This is a genomic window from Arcicella rosea (assembly GCF_040543805.1).
Taxonomy (GTDB): Bacteria; Bacteroidota; Bacteroidia; order Cytophagales; family Spirosomataceae; genus Arcicella; species Arcicella rosea.
In genome coordinates this window covers 182504-209339 of sequence record NZ_JBEUMS010000013.1, presented here as the reverse complement: position 1 = coordinate 209339, position 26836 = coordinate 182504, and the positions used below count along the sequence as shown (strand labels likewise).

General features: G+C 33.3%; 18 protein-coding genes. 16 read left to right on the top strand and 2 right to left on the bottom strand.

Annotated features, from left to right (window positions below):
* Window positions 1-177: 177 nt before the first annotated feature.
* The 9 genes from ABID42_RS16995 to ABID42_RS16955 all read left to right on the top strand — a co-directional run bounded on the left by ABID42_RS16995 (window position 178) and on the right by ABID42_RS16955 (window position 10479).
* Entirely contained in the window at window positions 178-939 is a 762-nt protein-coding gene (locus tag ABID42_RS16995; RefSeq protein ID WP_367284699.1) for a hypothetical protein, read from the top strand.
* 403 nt (window positions 940-1342) lie between these two features.
* The gene (locus ABID42_RS16990; RefSeq protein ID WP_435521480.1) at window positions 1343-2563 is read left to right on the top strand and encodes a DNA cytosine methyltransferase; all 1221 of its coding nucleotides are present in this window, start codon (window positions 1343-1345) and stop codon (window positions 2561-2563) included.
* The gene (locus ABID42_RS16985; RefSeq protein ID WP_367284697.1) at window positions 2556-5096 is read left to right on the top strand and encodes an ATP-binding protein; all 2541 of its coding nucleotides are present in this window, start codon (window positions 2556-2558) and stop codon (window positions 5094-5096) included. Before ABID42_RS16990 ends, ABID42_RS16985 begins: the two co-directional genes overlap by 8 nt.
* Window positions 5096-6010 carry a hypothetical protein gene (locus tag ABID42_RS16980; RefSeq protein ID WP_367284696.1) on the top strand — a complete coding sequence of 305 codons (915 nt, stop codon included), beginning with the start codon at window positions 5096-5098 and terminating at the stop codon, window positions 6008-6010. Before ABID42_RS16985 ends, ABID42_RS16980 begins: the two co-directional genes overlap by 1 nt.
* Window positions 6011-6213: 203 nt before the next feature.
* Window positions 6214-7065, top strand: a complete 852-nt coding sequence (locus ABID42_RS16975; RefSeq protein WP_367284695.1) for a hypothetical protein — start codon at window positions 6214-6216, stop codon at window positions 7063-7065.
* A 361-nt stretch (window positions 7066-7426) separates the two neighbouring features.
* Window positions 7427-8269 (top strand): WG repeat-containing protein, encoded by an 843-nt coding sequence (locus ABID42_RS16970; protein WP_367284694.1) that lies wholly within the window; start codon window positions 7427-7429, stop codon window positions 8267-8269.
* 319 nt (window positions 8270-8588) lie between these two features.
* Window positions 8589-8819, top strand: coding sequence for a hypothetical protein (locus ABID42_RS16965; RefSeq protein WP_367284693.1), 231 nt, complete (start codon window positions 8589-8591; stop codon window positions 8817-8819).
* On the top strand, window positions 8806-9546 hold the full coding sequence (locus ABID42_RS16960; RefSeq protein WP_367284692.1) for an SDR family oxidoreductase: 741 nt from the start codon (window positions 8806-8808) through the stop codon (window positions 9544-9546). Before ABID42_RS16965 ends, ABID42_RS16960 begins: the two co-directional genes overlap by 14 nt.
* 18 nt (window positions 9547-9564) lie before the next feature.
* Window positions 9565-10479: a helix-turn-helix domain-containing protein gene (locus ABID42_RS16955; protein ID WP_367284691.1), complete on the top strand. Its 915-nt coding sequence runs from the start codon at window positions 9565-9567 to the stop codon at window positions 10477-10479.
* A gap of 261 nt (window positions 10480-10740) precedes the next feature.
* Here ABID42_RS16955 and ABID42_RS16950 read toward each other — a convergent pair whose 3' ends face one another.
* Together ABID42_RS16950 and ABID42_RS16945 are read right to left on the bottom strand one after the other, a co-directional pair.
* Entirely contained in the window at window positions 10741-12243 is a 1503-nt protein-coding gene (locus ABID42_RS16950) for an RNA/DNA-binding domain-containing protein (protein WP_367284690.1), read from the bottom strand.
* 509 nt (window positions 12244-12752) lie between these two features.
* Window positions 12753-13676, bottom strand: coding sequence for a LysR family transcriptional regulator (locus tag ABID42_RS16945; RefSeq protein ID WP_367284689.1), 924 nt, complete (start codon window positions 13674-13676; stop codon window positions 12753-12755).
* 100 nt (window positions 13677-13776) lie between these two features.
* Here ABID42_RS16945 and ABID42_RS16940 point away from each other — a divergent pair, with 100 nt between their 5' ends.
* The 7 genes from ABID42_RS16940 to ABID42_RS16910 all read left to right on the top strand — a co-directional run bounded on the left by ABID42_RS16940 (window position 13777) and on the right by ABID42_RS16910 (window position 26664).
* Window positions 13777-14739 (top strand): sodium-dependent bicarbonate transport family permease, encoded by a 963-nt coding sequence (locus ABID42_RS16940; RefSeq protein ID WP_367284688.1) that lies wholly within the window; start codon window positions 13777-13779, stop codon window positions 14737-14739.
* Between the two features lie 80 nt (window positions 14740-14819).
* The gene (locus tag ABID42_RS16935; RefSeq protein ID WP_367284687.1) at window positions 14820-15437 is read left to right on the top strand and encodes a MarR family winged helix-turn-helix transcriptional regulator; all 618 of its coding nucleotides are present in this window, start codon (window positions 14820-14822) and stop codon (window positions 15435-15437) included.
* A 112-nt stretch (window positions 15438-15549) separates the two neighbouring features.
* Window positions 15550-16272: a DUF2490 domain-containing protein gene (locus ABID42_RS16930; RefSeq protein ID WP_367284686.1), complete on the top strand. Its 723-nt coding sequence runs from the start codon at window positions 15550-15552 to the stop codon at window positions 16270-16272.
* Between the two features lie 384 nt (window positions 16273-16656).
* A complete protein-coding gene (locus tag ABID42_RS16925) occupies window positions 16657-17046 on the top strand; it encodes an SMI1/KNR4 family protein (protein WP_367284685.1) in 390 nt (129 codons plus the stop codon).
* Window positions 17047-17491: 445 nt separating this feature from the next.
* Window positions 17492-21130, top strand: coding sequence for a hybrid sensor histidine kinase/response regulator transcription factor (locus tag ABID42_RS16920; protein ID WP_367284684.1), 3639 nt, complete (start codon window positions 17492-17494; stop codon window positions 21128-21130).
* A gap of 114 nt (window positions 21131-21244) precedes the next feature.
* Entirely contained in the window at window positions 21245-23842 is a 2598-nt protein-coding gene (locus tag ABID42_RS16915; RefSeq protein ID WP_367284683.1) for a glycosyl hydrolase 115 family protein, read from the top strand.
* Between the two features lie 5 nt (window positions 23843-23847).
* Entirely contained in the window at window positions 23848-26664 is a 2817-nt protein-coding gene (locus ABID42_RS16910; protein WP_367284682.1) for a glycoside hydrolase family 2 protein, read from the top strand.
* Window positions 26665-26836: the final 172 nt, after the last annotated feature.

The window sequence follows — 26836 nt, the reverse complement described above, 5'->3', positions numbered from 1 at the left end:
TCATAGGATACAGAAAATGAATAATTAGAGAGTCATGGTGTGGTATTTAAGCGTTAAAAGAAAGTTCAATACAAAAAGTACGACAAATCTTTCGTAAATACACTTCGCCTAACATGTATTGGCAAAATAAACAGCCATACTAGCTACTTCGCCAATACTAACATTGTATGTAATACTATGACAGACCTCAAATATTTACTGTACATTGACATTTTAGGGTTCGCTGACCTTGTTAAAAGCGACTATGATAAAATCAGAAAGCTATTCAAAAAAATTGACGAATTAAATGTTCATAGACATAACGCTTTCCAAACAATTGTTTTCTCTGACACAATTCTAATAATTAACAAGCAAGCACCAAGAAATACAGACGAACACAAATATCTTGTAATGTATGCTTGTGAGTTTGCACAGGACTTAATGTTTCGCTGTATAGACTTAGAAATTCAGTTTAGAGCAATTTTGACATACGGTGAATTTTATTATGAAAAACTTGAAAATATTGAGGCGTACCACGGTAAGGCACTTGTAAAAGCCTACTATAAGGAGAAAGACATAAATTGTTTGGGCTTGTTTATTGACGAATCCATTTTGCAATACAATATTATTTTTAAAACAACCCAGTTTGACAAGGATTTGCATTTCGTTTTTCTGACACAGAACCTTGAACGTCTTTGTAATTTTTATGACACTTCACATTTGCCTCTTGACCCATTTTTAATTGACCAAGCTGACGAGTTTCCATATTTAAAGGACGAGGTAAAAATTCTTGAAACATTAAAGAAAAACATTAACACTCAAATTGACTCAAAGGTTAGAGGAAAATATTTACAAGCCTATCATTTTTATAATCAGCGTTACAAAACTTTTATCGACCAGCTAGAAAAAAACAACTTTGATTATAAAATTGTTTCACCAACAGCACAGTGGACGACTTAGAAGCACTACATACAATAATTAAGCCTTCGTGGTGGCTGCAAGCCAAACCATGAAGACAAAATGTTGAACTCAAGCTCTGTTAGCGGTTGGCTTCGGTGGTTTATTTTATGGAGTTGTCGTTTTATTTGAAGATTTTGGAAGAGCAGGTTTTTGCCTGCTCTTTTTGTTTTTGGAGGTTTCAGATGTTTCTATTTTGTCATCTAATAGTTTTTTATGCAAAAATAGAACCTTGAGAAATAAAAGCTACCATAGGTTTATATTGTTGCAATGAGGATTGACGGAAGAACCTATCAAATGAGGCAGACCTAAGAAATATGAATAAGAAAAAACATCAATATTCGGGATCGAAAATTAAAATAAATTAGTAAATTTAGCTAATTTTGAAAATTGTTTTGTATAAAAAATGACTAGTTTGAACTATATAGATTTATTTTCAGGTTGTGGTGGGCTTTCTTTAGGATTGCATAATTCTAATTGGAAAGGTGTTTTTGCTATTGAAAAAAATCCTGATGCTTTTAAAACGCTGGAATTCAATTTAATAACCCAAAAAAAACACTTTGAATGGCCTAAATGGCTTCCTCAATCTTCTCATGACATTAATGAAGTTTTAAAAAACCACAAAACTGAACTAAAAAAACTTCGAGGTAAAATAAACCTAATTGCTGGTGGTCCGCCTTGTCAAGGCTTCTCAATGGCTGGAAGAAGGAATGAAGTAGATGAACGTAATTCTTTAATAAAATCATATATTGATTTTGTAGATTTAGTAAGACCTGATTTAATTTTCTTTGAAAATGTAAAAGGCTTTACAATGGAATTCAAGAAAAATAGAGAGAAAGGGATTGCTTATTCAGGAGTCGTACTGAAAAGTCTTAATAAGTTAGGCTATTATGTTCAAGGAAAATTAGTGAATTTTTCAGAGTTTGGTGTGCCCCAAAAAAGAACCAGATTTATTTTAGTTGGGGTAAAGAAAACCTTAAATAAAGCTACCCAGAATGTCGCAGATTCATTCTTTTCTGATTTAGAAAAAAATAAATTTTCATTTCTAAAATCGAATAACCTTAATTTAATAAATACTGTTGGAGATGCAATTTCTGATTTGTTTCAATCGAATGGAATTGTAGAATCTATCGATTCTCCAGGTTTTAAATCTTCAAAATATGGTGAAGCAAAATCCAAATACCAAAAATATATTAGAAAAAATATCAATGATGAAATTCCTGATAGTCATAGATTTGCTAAACATCAAGAAACAACAATAGCTAAATTTAAAAACATATTAGATCTAACTGAAGGTAGAAGAAACTTTGATATTTCTAACGATATTAGATTAAGATACAATATTAAAAAGCATACAATAATACCCTTGTCGGCTAATGATTGTAGTCCTACAATCACAACTCTTCCAGATGATTACATTCATTACAAAGAGCCTAGAATAATGACTGTAAGGGAATATGCTCGATTACAATCTTTTCCTGATTGGTACAAATTTCAAGGGAAGTATACAACTGGAGGGAAACTTAGAAAACAAGAAGTCCCTAGGTATTCTCAGATAGGAAATGCAATTCCGCCTTTATTTGCTGAACAAGTAGGAATAATTTTAAGAAATTTATTACATGGATGAAGAAGAGATAGATAAAGGGTTTTTAAGATTTGATGTAAAAACAGGGATGAAAAATATCATCGGGAGAGATTTAATCACCGATGATTTTATAGCTATATACGAATTAGTAAAAAACTCTTATGATGCTTATGCTTATAGAGTAAAAATTACTTTCAAAAAAGACGAAATTATCATTGCTGACAATGGAAAAGGAATGTCTAAAGTTGATTTATTCGAAAAATGGTTTTCAGTTGCATATTCAGCTAAAAAAGATAATACAGAAGATGATGATTTAAAACGTGATTCACACCTTGACAACCTGAAATCAAGAAGATTTTATGCAGGAGCTAAAGGTGTTGGAAGATTTTCTTGTGATAGATTAGGAAGTAAACTTGAATTAATTACTTCAAAAATTTTGTCTAATCAGGCATATAAAGTTCAAGTCAATTGGGATGAATTTGAAGTTGATGCAAAACAAAGCTTTGGATCAATAGATATTCCATATGAAGAAACTTCGACAAAAAATAGTTTCCCAAATTCATCTTCAAATGGAACTATACTGAAAATTGCAAATCTTAATTCAATTTGGGATAAAGATAAATTGATTAACCTTAGAAGATCATTAGAAAAATTAATTAATCCTTTTTCTAAACAAAATGATTTCTCAATAGAAATAGACGCTAATGAAGTTCTAAACGAAACTTTATTTGAAGATTCTAATTCGAAGATAAATGGGATTATTGATAATACAATTCTAAAAGTCCTTGATTTAAAAACAACTCAAATAGACTTAGTTGTTAAAGACAATTTAGTTACCACTAAAATTACTGACAGAGGAACTTTAATTTATCATATTGAAGAATCAAATAATTATCAGTCTTTAATTGACAACTTAGAAATTAATCTTTATTACTTAAATCGAAGTGCTAAAATTAATTTCGGAAAACTAATGGATATCGAACCTGTAAACTACGGGAATGTTTTTTTATTCAAAAATGGTTTTAGAGTACAACCCTACGGAAATCCTGGAGATGATAGTTGGGAATTAGATATTAGAAAACAACAAGGCTATAATCGTTTTTTAGGAACAAGAGATTTGTTTGGTTCTGTAGAATTAATTACTGAGAATTTCAACGAATTCAAAGAAGTTTCTAGTCGTGATGGTGGTTTGGTTGAAACTGTTGGAAAAAAAATATTATTTGATCTTTTTAAAGAAAAAGCCTTTTTAAGACTTGAAAGATATGTTGCTGGTGTTCTTTGGGGAGAAGCTTTTAAAAGAAAAAACTATTTTCTTAACATTGACACTGCTCAACAACATAGGGATAGTCTTTCAGAAGATAAAAACAAGGATACATTTGAAGACGCATTAAATAATTTAGGGAGCAAGATAGATTTTGTTAATTTAATTAGGAGTCTTAGCGACGACAAGAATGTTAAAATTATCTCATATAACAAAGATTTAGTAAATCTTGTCAATGAAAAACTCGACATAGTTCAGCCTAAATTCATTATTGATTTAGAAAAAATTGCAGAAAAAACGAATGATAAAGATTTATTGAACCAAGTAAAATTAACCGAAGATAATTTCAATAAAATTCTAAAAGAAAAAGAAGATGCTATTCTAAGGGAAGAAGAAGAGCGCAAAAAACGTATTGAAGCTGAAAATAAAGCTAAAGAAGAAGCTAAAAAAAGAGCAGAAGCAGAACGTAAGCAAAAAGAAGAAGAGGAAAAAAGAAAAAAGGCTGAATTTGAAGCAAGAGAAAATGAAATCAAACGACGTGAGGAAGAGGTAAAACGTAAAGAAGCAGAACAAAGAGCTAAAGAAGAAGAAGAGAATAGAAAACAAGTTGAAAAAAAATCAGAGAACCAAAAAAGGCAAATTGATAGATTTCGATCTGCAGAAACAGTAACCTATAAAGATTTAAGAGATTCTAATCATATTATAGGTGTTTATGCTGATGATATTTCTAAGAAAATTCAACTTTTTAAAAGAAAGCTAGATAGAAATAGTAATATGTCAAAAAATGATATAATAGATTTTCTTCAAGGAATTAGTTTAGTAAATGAAAAAATTAATACAATTACAAAGTTTACAACAAAATCTAATTTTTTAGAAGCAACTCTATCTGCTAATGAAGACATCGTTTCTTATGTAGAAAATTATGTGTTAAACATTTACGGGTCACTACATAAAGAATTAAAATATGAGATAATCACCAACAACATAGAATTTAAAAAGAATTTTCAACCTATTGAACTCTCTGTAATTTTAGATAATATTTTAAATAATTCTAAGAAGAAAAATGCATCAAAAATAATTTTTGAATTTGACAAAATAAACAACAGTTTAATTTTATCAATCAAAGATGAAGGTAAAGAACTTGATAAATCTATCGTTCCCGAACTTATTTTTGATGAAGGAGTTACTTCTACAAAAGGAGCTGGTTTAGGTTTGAATCACGTGAAAAGATTACTTGAACAATATTTTAATGCTTCTATTAAATACAATTCTGAGTATAAAAAGGGATTTGAATTAATAATAACTTTTGCTTAATGAAACTAAACTACTATTTACTGTGGGTTGAAGATGACGACTCTTGGTTCGAAACAACTTCAGAATTATTTAAAGAAACTATTCTTGATTATGGTTTTAATCCAATAATTGAAAGAAAAGTAAGCCTTGATGAAGTGGTTGTGGTTGAGGAAATTGTAGCATCTGGTTTAAAAAAATATGACATTTTATTAATTGATTTTAATTTAAAGGATTCTAAATCTGGTGATTCGATTATCGACCTCCTGAGAGATAAAGATATTTATACAGACATTATTTTCTATTCAAGTGATAAGAGTTTAATATTAGAATCTGTTAGCAAACATCAATTTGAAGGAGTTTATCATTCTGACAGAAAAGAGGTAGAAGATAAATTTATAAAAGTGTTTAAAACCACAATTAAAAAAGTTGAAGAAATAAATTCAATGAGGGGATTGATTGTGGGGGAAACTTCAGAATTAGACGCACTTATAGAGGAACATTTATCCGTTTATATTCAATCGCCATATATTGATAGCTTTGATTTTAACAAATACATTGATGAACAATTTTTCCTAAAATTAGAATCAAAATTAACATTTCTTAGAGGATGTTATGAAAAAGAGGGCTTAATAGGTTTAGTCTCACATTTAGAAGCCATAAGAAAATGGGAACTCTTAAGAGGCATTTTAAAGAAAAATAAAAATGTAAAAGATTTTATTACTGAATTTCTATCAATCAATGCATCGTATCAAGACGAAGTCATTGATGTTAGAAACAAATTCGCTCATGCAAAAGTTGAAATATCAGAAGATGGTAGAGAGGTATTAAAAGCTCAATTTAACGGAAATGATTTCGAGTTTGACGAAAATGAATTTAAAAAAATTCGTGAAAAATTGCTGACGCATCGAAATGCATTATTGAAATTAAGAGAATAAAATAGGCTGGACGCCTAGTCCAGGGACTGGCTTCGGTGGTTTCTTTTATGGAGTTATCGTTCAACTTGAAGATATTTGGAAGAGCAGGTTTTTGCCTGCTCTTTGTTTTTGGAGCTTGTTTCTCATTTATATATAGTAGTTTTGAAAATGGTTAGTCCGTTTTACCAATTAAATTTAAAATAGGTGAATTGTTTAGAATTACTATGAAATCAACTACTTTAGGAATTACAAAAACTATCACCAAGAATACAAGAAGTACTACAAAACTTTCGCATATTAGCGAGTTGGCAGAAACTATAAAAATAAACAGAATGGATAATGAGACTCTAAAAAATATACCTTTGACGACAATACTACTAACGTACTTGTTTGTTTGTGGTATTTTATATCTAATTGGGTATTGGTCTACATTTGACATAGATGTTTTTAGCCTAATCTCAATATACGATATTCCAAAAAGTTTTGCGTTCCCACTATTAATTTCACAAGGTTTTTTTGTTTTAAATGTTATCACAGGAAATACAATTAACCTTAATGATGATAGAGAAGATATATCTCATTTTATAACCCTTAAAAAAGAATGGGGGAATTTTAAGAGAATACCGTTGGGAATGCTTACATCAATAAATTTATGGCTTACCGCAATTTTGTGTGGGATGATAGTATACATCCCTAATTACAAAGAAAATGAAATCTTTTGGATTATATCTTCATTTGTGGTTGCTTATTATTTACTTCACCGATTTATAAATCATGGAATAGTAAAAAACAAAATCAAAAATAGAGTAGCCCGATATTTTGTTGGACATTTCCTAATATTTTTCCCAATTAGTTGTCTATCAACAGGCAAACTAACAAGTCTAAAAATACTTCATAATAGGGAAAGTAAATATGTTAGTATTGTTAATATTAAAAGTGCGGTTATAACTTCCGACACAACACGATTAAAACTTTTAGGATTCATAAGCGACAGGATAATTTACAGTACATTGGATAATAAGAAGATATTTATAATTAACAAAGAATCGTGCGACGGCATAATACTGACTAAGTAATAGCTTCTGCCAATAGCTAAGCTTTCGTGGTGGCTGCAAGCCAAACCATGAAGAAATGGTGGACGGCTAGTCTTGAACTTAACCTGGGCGGACGGCAAGTCTAGCGGTTGGCTTCGGTGGTTTCTTTTACGGAGTTATCGTTCGATTTGAAGATTTTGGAAGAGCAGGGTTTTGCCTACTTTTTGTTTTTGATCTTCGGGTGTTCGAATTTTGTCATCTTAAAAATAGTTTGTAATTTATACAAAGATGGAACTTTGAGAAGTAAAAGCTAGACTAGCCGTCCGCCCAGGTTAAGTTCAATACAACCATTAGTGGCTACTCTATAAAAGCCACTTGATAATCAAAAAACAATCCAACCAAAATGAAAAAACACACAGTTATTATCATTCTTTTATTAAGCAATTTCAATCTTTTTGCTCAAAAGTTAATTCCTTATCGTAAAGGAAACTTATGGGGTTACAGTGACGTAAATAAAACGATTATTATAAAGCCTGAATTTGATATGGCTACTTATCTTATTGACAATCAAGCTGGAATGGTAGTAAAAGACAAAAAAGTCGGACTTATATCAGCAAAAGGTGAGATTGTCATACCTATTCAGTATAGATATGTAGGGAAAGATGGAAAAGGATATAAGGCGTTTTCAGATACAGGAAAGGTTTATTTTGATGAAAAATTTAATAAAATAGATGAGCTAATTGAACTAGAACCAGACCTAATGGCACCAAGAGAACCATACGATTATTCAGAAGCAAATGGGAAAAAAGGAGTAAAGGACAAACTTCCAGTTTATGATAGGATGTTTGATTTTGAAGTAAATGGGAGTAGATACTTTACTGCTCTCAAAAATGGAAAATACGGGGTTATTGATGAAAATGAAAATATACTCATTCCTTTTATTTATGACTTTTTGAGTTCTATTTATAATTCAGATATAACATCATCTAATTCGGTGCTTCTTACAGGAATAGGAAAACGTAGTGAAAAAGATGGTAGATTGAAATTTGAAGGCAAATATGGTTTACATTCGCTTTTTAATATAGATAAGGGCAAGCCTCGTGTTTATTTAGAGCCAAAATTTGATTTAGAACTTCTTCCAAATACTAATCAATACATAGACGACGAACAATTTGTTTGTGTTAAAAAAAATGGAAAGGAAATAATTTGGAATATCAAGACAGGGGTTGAGTATTATGAAGACTAATTCTATAATCCAGATGAATTATGACGATAAGTAGAGGTAATTCTTTGTCTAATAAGGCAATTTGTTCAGAGACATCCAGTCATTTTTTACAATGATTAGAAAAGTTTCAAGAAAGTTTTGAGGACATTAATAATAGTGGAAGGCGTACAGATATACATTTTGGAGTTATCGTTCGACTTGAAGATATTTGGAAGAGCAGGTTTTCGCCTGCTTTTTTTGTTTTTAAAGCTTGTTTCTCATTTATAGTTATACCCATGTTTTAAAGTAAGTCTTTTGAAAATTATTAGTCCGTTTTACCAATTAAATTTAATTAAGAGAATTGTTTAGAATTACTAAGAATACACCTACTTTAGGAATTACAAAAACTGGAACAAATAATACAAAAAGTACAACAAAAGTTTCGCATATTAGCGGGTTAGGGCAATGGCAAGACGACCCACACTACCCAAACAATTTGACTACAACAAGTACCAATTCGGCTACTTTTCATAGTGAGACAATTAAGAACTTTGCAGAACAATTAAATCAGATGGAATATGCAAAATCTTAAAGAAAAGGTAGCTGCCGTTACAGGAGCGAGTGCAGGAATTGGGAAAGCCATAGCAATAAAATTGGCTGAGAATGGTGTAAAAGTTATTTTGGCTGCAAGAAATACCGAACAATTGGAAAAGGTTGCGGAAGAAATTAAAAGTAATGGAGGCGAAGCTGTATTTTTAAAAACCGATGTAAGTAATAAAGCTGACTTAGTTCAGTTGGTAAATGTAGCGATTACCCAATTTGGCAAATTAGACGTGATTGTAAATAACGCAGGCGTTGCCCGTATTAGTCGCATTGACGAATTAGATACAGATGGTTGGGACGAAATGATTGACATTAACATCAAAGGAACATTGTATGGTATGGCGGCTGTAATTCCTATTTTTAAGAAACAACAATCAGGACATATTGTCAATATCATTTCGACTTCGGGTATAAAAATAGTGCCAACGCAAGGCGTGTATGCAGGAACAAAAAACGCTGTTCGCACTATTATAGAAGCGTTTCGCCAAGAGTCGGACGGAAGCATAAGAATTACAGGGATTTCGCCTGGGTATATAAAAACAGATTTTGCGGTTAAAAGCGTAAATACAGAAGAAATGAAAACAGTAGCTTCCACAGCTGTTGAAGAATTAGCTATAAGTCCCGAAGCGATTGCAAATGCAGTAATTTACGCTATTAGTCAGCCTAAAGATGTTGAAGTTGGCGATATTGTCATTCGTCCGTCAAAACAAAATTGATACATTGGAACTATGAAAATGCAACGACAACCTAATATCAATCATATTAAAAGTATATCTCAACTTGCACGAGAATTCGGACTTCCTGCACCTTTGCATCCGTTGATTGCATTGGTTGATTACAATAATGCTTTTACTGAAATGTTTCCAAAAGGACAAAAAATAAGTCTTGATTTTTATAAAATTTCTTTTAAGCCCACATTCAAAGGACAAACAAAATACGGACAAGGATATTACGATTTTGAAGAAGGCGGATTAGCATTTTTGAAACCCAAACAAATTGTTTATTCGCCAGAAGATATAGCAGGATACGAAGGTTTTGCTTTATATTTTCATGCTGACTTTATACGACGTTATTCATTAGGTACTATCATAAATCAATACGGGTTTTTCTCCTACAATGTTTCAGAAGCTTTGTTTTTGTCGGTAAAAGAAAAAGAAATTATAAAGAATTTGTTTGCTTCAATAACCATTGAATTAGATAGCAATATTGATCATTTTAGCCAAGACATTTTGGTGTCGCAAATAGAATTGCTACTTAATTACAGCAATCGTTTTTACAATAGACAATTCATCACAAGAAAAACAGTCAATCACGACATCATAACTTCTTTGGACACACTCTTAAACAGATATTTTGAAGACGCAAGCAGTTTGAAAAATGGGTTGGCGTCCGTTAAATATATTAGTAGACAATTAAAAGTATCACAACGCTATTTAAGTGATATGCTTCGTTCATTAACAGGTTTAAACACTCAACAATATATCCAAAACGCAATCATAGAAAAAGCAAAAGAAAAGCTATCCGCAACAGACTCATCGGTTAGCGAAATTGCCTATGAATTAGGTTTTGAGCATCCGCAATCTTTTAGCAAACTTTTCAAAACCAAGACACAACTTTCGCCATTAGAATATAGACAATCGTTTAACTGAAAAACAACGAACAAAGGACATCCGAAAGCCACTTGCCACTAACAAGGTATTGACGTTATCAGGACTGAAGTGCAAAGGCTCAAGTTCAGTTTTCCAATTTAGCTTTGGTACAAAGTTGGGCTCAAACTTATCGTAGGTTGTTCCCTACGACTCAAAATGTTAAAGAGCGTCACGCCATACAATGTATTCAATAAACTCTTCCTTGTTCAGGTCTTAGGATTTCGACTAGTTCTGGGTTGATACTCTATTTTGTGCCATATTCTATTGATTCTTATCTAATTTTGATTTCATAAATTCGGTTAGCTCATACCCAAGTTTAGGACCTCTATTTTCTACTAATTTTTTTATTTTTTGAATGTCTCTTCTTATCGTTACAGCTTCTACTCCAAAGTCTTTCGCTAAATCATTAGAGTTAATACCAGGTGTTACGTAAAGTTTTTTGATAATGGATACCATTCTTATTTTTACAGTATTACTTACTGTATCATTTACTGTATCATTTACTGTATCAATTACTGTATCAATTGTTCCCTCAATTACTCCTTTTAGTATATCATTTGCATCCTCATCGTTATTTTTAACGTCAAGTATTTTTGATTTAAGGGGAATAATTGTTTTAAAAATTTCTCCTTCAATAAACTGCACTTCTCCTCCTTTAGCGTATGATTTGATGAGTCGATTGACGTTGATTACGCCCGAACCTAATTCATCACCACGACCAAGTTGTATGAAAAATTTGGCAATAGTTGGATTTTTGGTAAATGGACTAAAGTTGTTGGGGTCGATAATTCCGTAACCATGTGGATTATTGGCATTGATAACTTCTACTCTGTCAGCATAAATGGTAAAGCTACATGGTTGAGCATTGAGATACTCTCGGTGAACGATAAGGTTGGCAACGATTTCTCTGAAAATCTTATTACGTAAACTTACTCTTTGGTCGCCTTCCATATAAAATTTATCGGGCAAGTGCTTAGCTACAAATGCCATCAATTCCTCATAAGCATCAATCAAATTAGTTTGAATGTAGGCACGGTCGTCGTAGCGATAAAGGTCCTGAATTCTTACCAAAGCGTCTATTTTGTAATGGGGTAAAATCTGCTGAATAACCGTATCTTTCCCAAGCAACAAAGCTGCTGCTAAGGTATAACCCTCTTTTCCACTTTGAAAATCATGTTTCCATAAACCAGCGGTTTCAAGTAGCTGTTTATCACTTAGCGTCAGCCATGGATGACTATAGTTTTGACTACGAATTAAATTCCTGATTTTTGGGAATAAAGCTTCATTAAAATCTTCAAAACGCAAAGCTGAGTAAATAGTCCCCTCGGTAAAATAGGAACTTTTACGGTTGTAAATTTGAGCAATCTGATTTGCTTGTGTCACTTTAAAATCGCCATCGTGACTGCGGTCGAAAACAATATTGACCGTTTTATGTATTTGTGAGCTGGAAGGTACTTGAATATGGATAAGCCAATGTCCATCTATTTCATACGTTTGTGGGAACAAGATAAACGGAGGGTCAAGTTTTTGAGCATTGTTTGATAAATTGACCAAATCTTTTGTCATACCGTCTATTAGGCTTACTTCTATGCCTGTAATAATGCCATTATCATTTGCTCCGAGAATAATATCCCCACCTTCACGGTTGAGCATGGCACAGATAGTTTCAAACAGACTCTTGGGTAATGCTGTTTTTGCCTCCTTAAATTCAAGGCGGATATTTTCTTTATCTTTCAGTAAACGTTTTACTCTTTCGATACTCATGTTGGCAAATTTATATAAACATTACAGCAATTTCCCCTCAAATGTCTTCTTCCAACTTGTCACAAACTGTTAGCTTACTTCCTGGTTTTTCTCCTATACAAACGGCAGGTAATCGGTGATGCCCAATTATGCTAATTACTCTTTCACGATAACCCAAACCCCAGCACTAAGAGTGATACGTCTAATATATTGAATAATCCATCCACAAGAAATTAATTATCTGTCGATGCACGTGCTATTTGTCCTAGATTCTGGTTAGGCATAGTTAAGCGATACTATTATTTGAAGGTAAGTACACTTTATACAAATATATTAACATTAGTTGAGTGGGGCAATTAGACTTGATGATAATTGAGGAAGAAAAAGATTGGGAAGTACAAAGAGAACTATTATTTGAGATAACGTTTTTAAGCCCAAACCATTTGTATTTATTAGGACAAAGCGTTTGTTTTTCGTGGACAATCTAAGTAGATTTTACAAAAAATAAAAATACTTTATTTGTCTCCATATCAAAACTTTTCAAACCAATTAAATTTATCATGAATGATTTTTGTTTTTTCTTCTTGAAGGTAATTTAGAAAAGCCTTTGCTACTGGTGAGAAATTTTTCCCTTTCAACCAAATCAAATGCCAAGTAGTAATAATGGGTAATCCGTTGACAGGAATGATTTGTAAATCTCCGTTGAGTAGCTCATTTTTTATACCAATCAGTGGCATAATTGAATAACCCAATCCCGCAATTACTGCTTGCTTTACTGCTTCGTTGGAAGTCAGTTCCATCTTTTTTCTAACCGAAACTTTATTCTCTTCAACATATTTTTCCATCGTATGCCTTGTTCCAGAGCCTTTTTCTCTATAGATAAGTGGCAGCGTTTCAAAAATATCTTTCTCGTAATTTTTATTGATAAAGGATTCTTGTGTGTTCCCAACCAAAAATAATTTGTTTTGCATCAAAGCAATTTTTTCAATCTGTAAATTGTCGGGCAAGACAGACACTAATGAAAAATCTACTTCATTATTCTCTAAACTTTCTAGCACTTTGGCTTTATTGGTTACATCTAAAATCAATTCTATACCTTCATGTTGTTTCAAAAAATCGGTTAAAAAGTAAGGAATTACATATTTCCCTGTAGAAACTACAGAAAGTTTTAGCCGTCCAGATAGCTGTCCTTTATAAGCCAATGTTTTAAAATTAATGGCATTTACTTCATCCAAAATTCGCTCGGCAGCAATAGCTATTTCTTTTCCAAAATCTGTGATAAATAGCTTTCTTCCAACTACTTCTGTCAATGGAATATCGAATTGGTCTTGAAAGTTTCGGAGTTGAATCGACACCGCAGGCTGTGTTAAGTGCAACTCTTCCGATGCCTTTGTGATACTCTGTGTTTGGGTTACTTTCAAGAATACTTGTAGCTGATGCAAAGTATAGTTCATAAATATATTTAATGATTGTCATTACAAATATAAATAAAAATATATGAATGGCTTTTTAGAATTTTGCCATAATAAAATACCATTCTTAAATCCTTACGATATGAACTTACAATTACTGATTGAAAATTTAACCAACCCAGCATTACTATTTTTTGTGTTGGGAATAATTGCCGTACAACTCAAGAGTGATTTAGAAATTCCGCCAAACTCCTCTAAATTCATTTCGCTTTATCTCTTGTTTTCGATTGGTTTCAAGGGTGGGCAAGAGTTGGCTCATAGCCCATTTAATCTTGAGATTATTTGGGCTTTACTTTTTGGTGTTTTATTGGCTTGTATTATTCCTATTTATAGTTTTTTCATCCTGAAAAAGAAGCTAAGTATCGAAAACGCAGGAGCAATTTGTGCGGCCTACGGCTCGGTAAGTGCAGTAACTTTTGTAACGGCGGTCTCGTTTTTGGAAATGCAAAACCATAGTATGAATGGATACATGGTAGCTGTAATGTCGATGATGGAAGCACCAGCCATCATTGTTGGCGTGGTGTTGATACGGATTTTTGGAAGTAAAAGTGATACTCCACAACGTTTAAAAACAGTGATAAAACATTCTTTGACCAATGGAAGTGTACTTTTGATTATCGGGAGCTTAGTTATCGGCTTGCTAGCAAGTGAGCAACAAGCACAAGGAATCAAACCTTTTACCACTGATATTTTTAAAGGATTTTTAGCGATTTTCCTTTTAGATATGGGCATTATTAGTGGTAAAAAAATCAATAATTTTTATCAATCAGGTTGGTTTACGGTACTTTTTGCTATTTTGATTCCTCTTTTTAATGGTTGTTGGGTAGCTGTTGCTAGTGGTTTTATTACGCACGAAGTTGGCAATAGATTCATCTTTGCAATATTAGCGGCAAGTGCGTCTTACATTGCCGTACCTGCTGCTATGAAAATTGCAGTACCCAAAGCAAACCCCGGTTTATTTTTACCGATGGCTTTGGCGGTAACTTTTCCATTCAATATTACTTTCGGAATGCCCATTTACCTAGCAATTGTTGAGTATTTTTAAATGTATATTTTATTAATGGACGCATTTTCCTATCAGGAGTTATTAAGCTAAGCATTATGTAAACCAAGTACTATTGTAAAATGGAGAAGTTCGAACTTTTAAAGTTATTGATGACTAAAGTTGAAAAGTATTATGCTAACGAAGACACGAGTAAAAACTTAGATACTTTCCTAATTTGGCTTACCATTGAAAATAATAATGATAGCATTGTTTTTGACAAGATATACGATAAGACCGATACTGAAAATAGCATTGAAATGCTTAACAGTTTATTACATCGTTATGTCAAGATGTACTCTAAACAAGTATTAGAATACTCTACGAATCTTAGTTTCGAAGAGTATTCTTTTTTAGCGAAGTTAATAGGTTTAAAAAGCTGTACTAAGTCTGAGTTAATTGACTTAATGGTTCACGAGAAGTCAACAGGGCTTGAAATAATAAAAAGACTTGTTAGGGCTAACCTTATTTCTGAAGAGTTAAATCAATTAGATAAACGGAGTAAACAAATCAAATTAACAGATAAAGGCACACAAATCCTTGCTAAAGTTTTTGGTCAAATGGGAGCGGTTTCAACAGAATTTACAGCTGCTTTGGATATAGCGGAAAAAAATGTACTTCATCATATCTTATTGAAATTAGTAGAGTATCACGGGAGGCATACTAACAGGGATATAGAAAAACTGAGGAAGAAAATTTAAATCATTATACCCATTGTTAACAGTTATACAAATAAATATTTACTACTTAATATTACTTTTTAATATCAAACTGAAAATTGTTATTAAGGACTTGTGATTAAAATTTAAATAGATGAGGAAATTATATTTAGTATTACTTATGCATGCTTTATTAGTGAATTATTCTTTGGCTCAAACATTTGATTTAGGTACTTGGAGTATTCTGAATGTAAAATATAATCTCAATGAAAAATGGAGTGTTTGGGGTGAAGGACAAATTCGTTCATTAAAGTTTTTCACTAATTTTCATTACTATGAATATAAAGGAGGGATTAACTATAAGTCCACTAAAAACCTTGCATTAACCATTGGAACAGGTAGTTATCAAACCTACAGAGAAGGAGGAGATTTTGTTTTACCTAAAAATAATGATGAATTTAGAATTTGGCCACAAGTTATTCTAAATCAATCTATTAATAAATTTAAAATTGAGCAACGATATAGAGTTGAATTAAGATTTACCAATAATGGTTATCGCAATAGATTTAGATATAGGCTCGGATTATCATATCCTTTAGGCAAGCAAAAAGATGAATATAATCCTCTACAAATTAATTTAAGTAATGAAATCTTTTTTACCGATAATGAACCTTATTTTGAAAGAAATAGAATGCTATTTTCTATTAATTATAAACCAACAAAAGTCTCAACAATACAAATTGGTTATTTACACCAATTTGACTACAAAATTGATGATGAAACAGGTCGAGATTTTCTTCAAATAGGTTATTTCATAGACATATTCCCAATAAAATCATCTCACAAAACTTCTAGTAACGCCATAAATGATAATTAGGAGTATATTGAATAAATCAGTGAAATTGTGAGGTTTTTAAATAATATCAATTTATCTAGTGATAATATTTTATTGTGAGCATGAAATTATTGAATCTAGTACTGGAATAGTATTAAAGATAGTACGGAGGGTCTTTACTTAACATAAGTAATTTGTATCAGCAGACCTTCAGGGTTTTGTGTTTCAAATTCCCCACAAGCCCAGCTTATTTTCTAATTTTATTCCATCAGAGAAGAAACATACTGCGATAGTATCTACCTTGTGTAATTCCAGTTAGTCTGGAATTATTCATTTATTTTTAACTTGCTTTTGCTAAAGATACCAGAAGAGGCTCGAACTGTTATATAATATTTTATGAAAATACCTGAAAACTTGAACGAATTTATGCTTTGGTTTAAACACCAAAGCGAAAAATACTTTGAAACAATAGAATTGGAAAAAGATGTAGCAGGACTGCAACACCAAAAGGCAACAAAATGGGAAAAAGGACTAACTGTACAAGAATTAACAGATTTTCAAAATGAATTAGGGTTTGAATTTCCCGAAGAATTACTTGAATTCTATAAAACAATGAATGGTACGGATTTGACAGGTATAAATGTTTTTGCAGAACAAGGATTACCATATTATTATGCACCTATTTATTTTTCATATCCTGAACATTTGACAAAAATAAAAGAATTGATACAAGAAATATTAGAAATAAAAGGATTAACTATTGAACAAATGAAAGAGCAAAAAATTCCTTTAATTTTCCCCATTAATGATTTTTGATAACCAAACAAATCCAATATATTTTCTTACTTCAGCATACAACAGAAACAAAAATCAAAATTACATATATGGCTCATTATGGACAGACACATTAAAAAGTTGGCTTATTAAAGATACTTTTAATCGAACAACACATATCAGTGACCTTGAGGAATTTCCAGACAAAAAACGAGTTCCAAATTATTGGACAACATAAAAACATTAGCGAATAACTATTCCTTCGTGGTAGCTGAAAGCCAAAAAATGATGAAGGCATAGTGGATCGCTAGTCTTGCACTTAACCTTAGCGGTCGCCTTCCGTATTATCTAATGTCTATTTCCTTCTAATTCCAAAGACAACTTGTCAAGATTTCTTCTTAAGATTGTTGGTATATTTACTACAGTAACGTAAACTATTTTATTATTAAAATACCTAATGGTAATTTTACATGATTAATGAATCACTATGCGATTTTATTTTAAACTTATTCTTGTTCTAACTATTACTCAAATTCAGAGTATTTCATACCCCTATGCTCAAAAAATACATTTCAGTTATCTGACTACCAAAGATGGTTTGTCGCAAAATAGAGTGCGCACCATCATAAAAGATAAATATGGTTTTATGTGGTTTGGTACTTGGAATGGGCTTTGTCGTTACGATGGCTACAGTTTTAAGGTATATAAAAATATTCCAAACGATAATCATTCTATTGCTAGCAATCGCATTCATTATCTTTATAAAGACAGTAATGGCGATTTATGGATAGAAACCTTTCGTTCTGTCATTTGTCGGTATCAATATGAAACCGATAATTTTATCCGTTTTAAACCTGCTCAATTGCCCAGAGCGATCCGAGATTCCGTTAATCGTCAACAAAATCTGGCTAAAATCAATAGTCTTGCTACAGAACTCCAACAAAAAATTGGATTATTTGAACTTTCGCAGACAAAAGAAAACATCGTTTTTAAAGTAAATCCTAACAACGAAGGCGGAATCAACGACAACAATGTCAATTGTGTTTATAAAGACAATGAAGGAATTCTTTGGTTAGGAACTACTACAGGAGGAGTAAATAAAGCTGAACTTAATGCAAAGCCTTTTCACACACATACGCTCGAAACTGATTTGCATTCAACTGCTCAAACATCTGTGCGTGCTATTCTGGCAGATTCATCGGGTATTTGGTTGGGTACACAAGACAAAGGTGTGATATTTTTTGATAGAAAAACTTATACAAGGAAAACTGTAACAGGACTAGTTTCTGGTAAAAATGTACGGGCTTTGCTTAAAGATAGTCGTGGTGATTTGTGGATAGGAAGTAGAACCAGATTAGATAAATATAGCCCACGAACAAAGAAAACAACAAGCTATTTTCAGCAAAATGGAGCATCCTTTACAAGATTTTTTGCAATTGCCGAAGACCCATTAGACCAATCCATTTGGTTGGCTACTATCAATGGTATTCTAAGATACGACCCCAAAACTAGTACCTTTCAAAAACAGAAATTAAATCATTCTTTTAGTAGTTCTGGTGCTGGCTGTTTGTTTTTTGATTCCCAAAAAAATTTATGGATTGGTTCTGAGTACGCTGGATTAATTAAAGTAAAAAGGAATTTACGGACTCGTCAAATTGCGGAAATACAGATTTATAATAGTGAAGGGGAAAATCCAAAACTACCCGATAATCGAGTCTATGGCATAACAGAAGATGAAAAAGGAAATATCTGGGCCGGAACAGCCAACGGATTAGCAAAAATTGATAGCAAAAACCACATTACTCTTTTCGGTCAACAACAAGGACTTGCAGATACTTATATTGCCAAAGTACAAGCTGACCAACAAGGTTTTATATGGATTGGACATAAGCTAGGTTTATCTCGCCTCAACATTGCATCGGGAGTTATCCGAAATTATACCATTAAAGAAAATACTCCAAGATTTGAATTTACCGATGCAACTGGTTGTAGAGATAACAAAAATGGTGAGTTATTTTTTGGAAGTACAGAAGGTTTTGTCAGTTTTCTGCCAACAGAAATTTCAGATAATACACAACTCCCTAAAGTCTATTTTACAGGTTTGGAAGTCCAAAACAAAGCGGTGGTGCAAGGAGAAAAAATAAATGAAAGAGTATTATTGACTTCGCCGATTACCCTTACAAAACAACTTAGGTTTATTCATGATGACCATTCATTTTCTATTGAGTTTGCTGCTTTACAATACATTGCCCCAGACCGTTGCCAGTATGCTTACAAATTGGAAGGTATTGATGCTGATTGGGTAGTTTCTGATGCACGTAAACGAGTAGCCAGTTATTCAAATTTGCCCGATGGGAAGTATCGACTTTTGGTAAAAGCTTCTAATAGCGATGGTATTTGGAATCCAGAACCAGCCACACTCGAAATCATTGTTTTACCTCCTTGGTGGCATACTTGGTGGGCTTATGGTATTTACGCTTTACTTTTTATCTTCTTGATTTACGGTATTTACCGAATTGTCCAAACTCGTCAGGCGTATCATCAAAAAATATTTCAAGCCAAAATACAAGCCGAAAAAGCCATTGAAATGGACGAACTAAAATCTCGTTTTTTTACCAATATTTCGCACGAATTTAGAACGCCTTTATCCTTAATCATCGACCCACTAGATTACTTAATGTCGGGAAAAAATCTTGCTGGCAAAGAAAAAACGTATTATCAAATTATACATCGCAATGCAAGTAGGTTGTTACAGTTGATAAATGAATTATTAGCATTTAGAAAACTGGAATCGGGAACACGTCAATTAGCTATCCAACATCAAGATATAGTGTTGTTTATCCGACAACTTTTATCTGCTTTTGAACTTCGTGCAGAAAAACGACAAATAAAGCTACATTTTGAAAGCGAAAACGAATCTCTATTCATGGGCTTCGATGCTGAAGTACTTAGTACGATACTGTATAACCTTGTCTCAAATGCGTTGAAATTTAGCGGTGAAAAAGGAGAAATTTGGATTAGGCTACACGCCCAATCACCTCAAATGAATGACGTAAGTATTTCTGTAAAAGACAATGGTTCGGGTATTCCTGCCAACATGATTGATAGAATTTTTGACCCTTTTGTTCAAGCCGATAATCATGTACAAAAATCATTGGAAGGGACAGGACTTGGTTTAGCTTTGACCAAAGAATTAGTGGAATTACATCAAGGAAATATTAGCGTAAGTAGCGAGCCATTTATAGCAACTTGTTTTACGTTTACACTAAAAGGTTTTGATGAAAATACTGCCCAAGAATTTTCTCAGATAGCCGAATACAGTAATGATAAGATAGAAACGATAGCTTTTGAAGAGACTCAAAACACATCATCAGAAGTTATATTGCTGGTAGAAGACAATGATGATATTCGTACTTATCTGAAAAGTATTTTGCAAAATACCTATCAGGTTTATGAAGCCAGCAATGGAATAGAAGGTTTTGAAAAAGCCAAAGAAATAGTGCCAGATATTATTATTACCGACGTAATGATGCCACAAGAAAGTGGTATCGAACTGTGCGGGAAAATAAAAAATGATGAACGTACCAGTCATATTCCTGTGATTGTTTTGACAGCCAGACAATCGCAAGAAAGTCAAATAGAAAGTTATGACATCGGTGCGGATGCCTTTATCCCTAAACCTTTTAGCTCAGAATTACTCCAAAGTCGTATTCAAAATCTATTGAATTCACGCAAAAAGCTAAGAGAACTGTTTGGATTATCTACGGGTTTTGACCACAAAATAATTGGGACTAATGCTACCGATAAGCTCTTTGTTACCAAAGTTTATCACTTAATAGAAAGTAATTTACTGGATACTAATTTAAACGTTGAATGGTTAGCTGACCAATTGTCGCTGAGTAGAACACAGCTTTATCGAAAAATTAAGGCATTGACCAATCAATCAGTTCATGATTTCATCACTACCATTCGATTAAAAAAGGCTTCAGAATATTTGCAAGAAAATCATACAGTTGCTGAAATCTCCTACATGGTTGGTTACTCCGACCCAACTACTTTTAGCAGAGCCTTTCAAAAGCAATTTGGGCAGACACCTAAAAAGTATAGTCAAAACAGTAAGCAATAGTTTATTAATCGCCTTCACGTATCAAATTGCCAGTTTTTTGGCACAAAACGCCGATTATTTTCATGAGGACTAAATTAATTTCGTTGTCTAAACAATTTAATTTTAGTCCTAATAATGAACAATCTCAAACGATTATTTTTCATTCCAAATTATTGCTCAAAAGCTATTATTAGGAATATTTTATTGTTAATAGTGTGGCTTTGCCCCTACATATTATCCGCTCAGAAAACACTTTCTATTGTTTCTAAAGTCCAAATAGGGGCATTTCCAATTGTAAGCAAAGCTACTGCTACAAGTATATTGGTAGAAGAAAGCAATGCCGAAGTTGTTGGAATCACTGCTGAAGCAGTTTCTTCAGATATTTTTCGAATTACTGGAGTAAAACCAAGTATCATCCATGATTTAAAAACAGCTCCGCAATATCTTATTATTGCTGGTACTTTGGGTGCTTCAGCGGTAATAAATCAATTAGTAACATCGAAGAAAATAGACCTTAGTGCTATTCAAAACAAGTGGGAGTCTTTTAAGATTGTTACCATAAATAATCCTTTCCCAAATATAAAGCAGGCTTTGGTTATTGTTGGAAGCGACCGAAGAGGAACGGCTTATGGACTATTTGAAATCTCTCGCATGGCGGGTGTTTCGCCTTGGACATGGTGGGCAGATGTAAACCCAATGCCAAGAAAAGAACTTTTTGCTTTATCTGGAAATATCACTGTTGGTGAACCTTCTGTAAAATACAGAGGTATTTTTATCAATGATGAAGATTGGGGTTTGAATGCTTGGGCAAAAAGAAAAATGGACACTACCATCAAAGATATTGGACCTAATACTTACAGCCATGTTTTTGAATTGTTGCTACGCCTTCGTGCCAATATGATTTGGCCAGCCATGCACGATAGCACCAAGGCTTTTTGGTATTACAAAGAAAACCCCAAAGTCGCAGATAAATACGGTATCGTGATTGGTTCTACTCACTGCGATATGATGTTGAGAAGTAACACTTTTGAATGGGGAAAAAACTACGAGCAGGAGTACTCAGAAAAACCCAACGAATACCGTTACGATAAAAATAAAGCCCAAATATATCGGTATTGGGAAGACCGTGTAAAAGAAGCCAAAAATTACGAAACCATTTATACAATCGGTATGCGTGGGGTTCGTGATGGTTCGATTGTAGGACCTACAACTAAAGAAGGGAAAATTCAATTACTTGATGTTATTTTTAAGGATGAACGAGAAATTTTTGAACGAAATTTAGGAGGTATTCTGAACGTACCGCAAATTTTTTGTCCTTATAAAGAAGTATTAGACTTATATAGAGCAGGATTAAAAGTACCCGAAGACGCCACATTAATCTGGACAGATGATAATTTTGGCTATATCCGACAACTTTCTAATGCAGAAGAACAAAAACGCAGTGGAGCAAGTGGCGTTTATTATCATTTATCCTATTTAGGTGGTCCGCACGACTACTTGTGGCTCACAACTACTTCGCCCTCCCTTATTTCTTATGAGATGACCAAAGCATATCAGTTTGGAGCAAACAGACTTTGGGTATTGAACGTTGGCGACATTAAGCCATCAGAAATGGAAACACAATTCTTCTTAGATATGGCTTGGGATGTAAAAAAATGGAATCCTGAAAATGCGTGGAAATATGCCGAATACTGGGCAGGTGAAACTTTTGGGAAAGCATTAGCTCCTGAAATCGCCAATATCAAAAACCAATATTTACAATTAGCCCAAAATGGTAAACCAGAGCACCTCGGTATTTTACAATTTGATGATGCTTCCAAACAAGAAAGAATCTTAGCATACGATGCCTTAATCGACCAAGTGGAGAGGCTCAAGAAAAAGATACAACCTTATCAAAAAGATGCTTTTTTTGAATTGATTGAATATCCTGTAAAAGGAGCAGGATTGATGAATCGTAAAATATTTTACGCTGAAATGAGTCGCCAAGTGGCAACAATCGACAAAAAACTTGCCATAGCATATTCTCGAAAAGCAGAAGATGCGTTTAAGCAAATCAAGTCGCTTACTGAATATTATAACACTGGTATTCAACAAGGAAAATGGGATCATATCATTACTTATTTTCCTAGAAATCTATCTGTTTATGGAATGCCAACAGTAGGAGCTCCAGAGGTTTTAGATAGTACTTCTACTATTCAGAAAGTATATGACCGTCGATATTTGGATACTACACCAATTAAAGCTGCTACAAAAGCCAATGCGGCTACAAAATACGCCACCGATTTTCAAACTAAACATGAAATAGTCAACGAACAAATTATTGCTATCAACGGACTTGGATTAGGAGGAAAAAGTATTACTCGTTATCCTTTCAATGGTAATTCTTTCAAAGAAACAGCGATTGACAATGCTCCTTATGTAGAGTATAACCTTTCGCTAAAACAAGGAACATACAATTTATCCATTAAATGTTTGCCTACTCATGCCATTCATGCTGGAAGAAGTTTACTTTTAGGTGTCACCATTAATCAAGAAAAACCAACTTTTATTGACTTTAATCATCCAAAAGAAGACAAAAAGTGGTCTGCCAATGTACTACGTGGTTATACCGAATCAAACATCCCTCTAAAAATAGAACAAGCTGGAAAAACAACCGTACGTATTTATCTTATGGATACAGGTCTGGCACTGAGTAGATTAGATGTTGAACCACTAGAAAATGATAAACCATAACAAGTATGAAACTATTAAATAAAGTGCTAATTATTGCGATTTTGAGCTTGATAAGCCTCTATCTTCAAGCACAATCGACTGCAAAATCAGCAATTCAATACCTTTCTGGTACAGATGTTACTCATCCAAAAACATGGCAATTCCAAGTTAGTGGCGGGCGTAAAGCGGGCATTTGGTCAACCATTCAAGTACCAAGCCATTGGGAACAGCAAGGCTTTGGTACATACAACTATGGTAGAGATGATGTAACCTTCGGAAAATTGTTCAAATATGCCGACGAACAAGGTTTTTATAAAACAGAATTCACCGTTCCTGATTCATGGAAAAATAAAGAAATCTGGATTGTTTTTGAAGGTTCTATGACCGATACTGAAGTGAAAGTCAACGGTACTTTAGCTGGGAAGGTTCATCAAGGAGCATTTTATCGTTTTAAATACAATATTTCAGAGAAATTAAAATACGGCAAAAACAATCTTTTGGAAGTAAAAGTAAGTAAAATGTCTGCCGAAAAAACTATCAATAATGCCGAACGTCTTGCAGATTTTTGGATTTTTGGAGGGATTTTTCGCCCTGTTTATTTAGAAGCCAAACCCAAAGAGAACATTGATTGGATGTCGATTGATGGAAAGGCAAATGGCAATTTTAACCTTAAAGTACACCTTAATAATAAATTAGGTGGAAGAGAAGTTGTGGCTCAAATTCTGGATAAAAAAGGAAATATCATTGGCACAACAAAAGCACAAACAACGGCAGGAGATTCGACAATTTTGTTAAAAACAACTATCCAATCGCTTGCTTTATGGACAGCCGAAACGCCTAATCTTTATCGAGTAAAAGTTCAATTGAAAAAAGGCAATGAGCTTTTTTACGAAACGATAGAATCATTTGGTTTCAGGACTATCGAAGTGAGAAAACACGATGGAATTTACCTCAATGGCGTCAAAATCAAAATGAAAGGTGTAAATCGTCATGTTTTTTGGCCAGAGTACGGGCGTGCAACCTTTCCAGAAGGCGATTTGACCGATGTCAAATTAATCAAAGAAATGAACATGAATGCTGTAAGATGTTCACATTATCCGCCTGATGCAAACTTTCTTCGCCTCTGCGATTCATTGGGGCTTTATGTCATTGATGAACTAACAGGTTGGCAAAAAGCCTATAACACCAAAGCAGGTGAGCCATTAGTCAAAGAAATGGTGATGCGAGATACCAACCATCCATCTATCATTTTTTGGAGTAACGGCAACGAAGGCGGGCATAACAAAGATTTAGACGATGATTTTGGCAATTATGATATATCTCAACGAACCGTTATTCATGCACATCATAAACCAGATAATGCTTTTAACGGAATAGATTGTAATCATTACGAAAACTATTACAGTACCCAAAAGCTTTTGGCAGACACCAATATCTATATGCCAACCGAGTTTTTACACGCCATGCACGATGGTGGTGGAGCAGCGGCCTTGGCAGATTTCTGGGAATTGCATTGGAATGCCAAAAAAGGAGCTGGGGGCTTTATTTGGAATTTAGCCGATGAAGGAATCATGAGAACTGACCACAACAATACAATCGACATCAACGGCATTAATGCCCCTGATGGAGTAGTAGGTCCACATCGAGAAAAAGAAGGAAGTGCATATGCTATTCGTGAGATTTATTCACCTGTAAAAATAACGATGAAAGAATTGTCTAGTGATTTCAACGGTGAAATTCCCGTAGAAAATCGTTATCATTTTACTAACCTTAATCAATGTGTTTTCCGTTGGGAATTGGTTAATTTTAATGCAAGGAGTAATTCTCAAACAGGCTATTCTATTGCTCAAACGGGGGATGTCATCTCTCCTAATATAAAGCCAACTGACAAAGGAGTATTAAAAATAAGCCTTCCAGCCGATTGGAAAGGCTTTGAAGGACTGGTACTTATCGCTTATGATACAGATAAAAAGGAAATATATCGTTGGGTTTTGAAGATAAAATCTAATACAGAACTTATCAAAAACTTATTGAATACACCTTATAATCAGTCTGTTACAGCTACAGAAACAGACACATTGATTACCTTGAAAGCCAATGGAATTGCTGTCAGTTTTAGTAAGAATACAGGGAAGTTAGTTCGTTTGTCGAATGATAACAGTGCAAAATTATCTTTCAATAATGGACCTGTTTTAGTGAGCGGGCAAGCAGATTTCACAAGTATAAAACATTATCAAGAAGATAATAACCAAGTAGTAGAAGTCTCTTATAACGGTTCGCTCAAAAATGTGCGTTGGAAAATGAAACCAAATGGATGGCTTGAAATGGACTACGAATATGCACTAGAGGGTAAATATCCTTTTGCGGGGATAAGTTTTAGTTATCCAGAAGGATTGGTTTTAAGTGCCAAATGGTTGGGAAAAGGACCTTATCGAGCTTGGAAAAACCGTATGCAAGGACTAAACTATAATGTTTTCGAAAACTTATACAACAATACCCAAACAGGTAATGCTCCTTGGATTTACCCTGAGTTCAAAGGATATTATTCTAATATTGTTTGGCTGGAATTAAGTACAATGGAAGGCAAATTTATCGTAGCCTCGCCTGAAGACGATTTGTATGTACGTTTGTTTGATTTTTATGCTATCAATGGTGCAAAGCCACATCCAGTATTACCTACAGGCGACATCTCATTTTTGGATGCCATTCCAGCGGTAGGTTCAAAAATGGGAGTAAGTAATAATGAAGTAAAATCACTTGGTCCCAATAGCGATTTAAACGCAATAAACGGAACAATTAAACGAAAGTTGTTTTTCTATTTTGGATATTTGCTTGAAAAATAACCTATAATTCCTAAAAGTGAAACATCTTCACTTTTAGGAATTTAATCTTGCTGTTGAGGTTATTCACAGATAGCTTTAGCATAATGGAAAAGAAGATATAACCTATACAAATTACCCAGCCATGTTGAAAAGTTTTGATGATATAGGTATCAAATACCAATACAACGAGTAC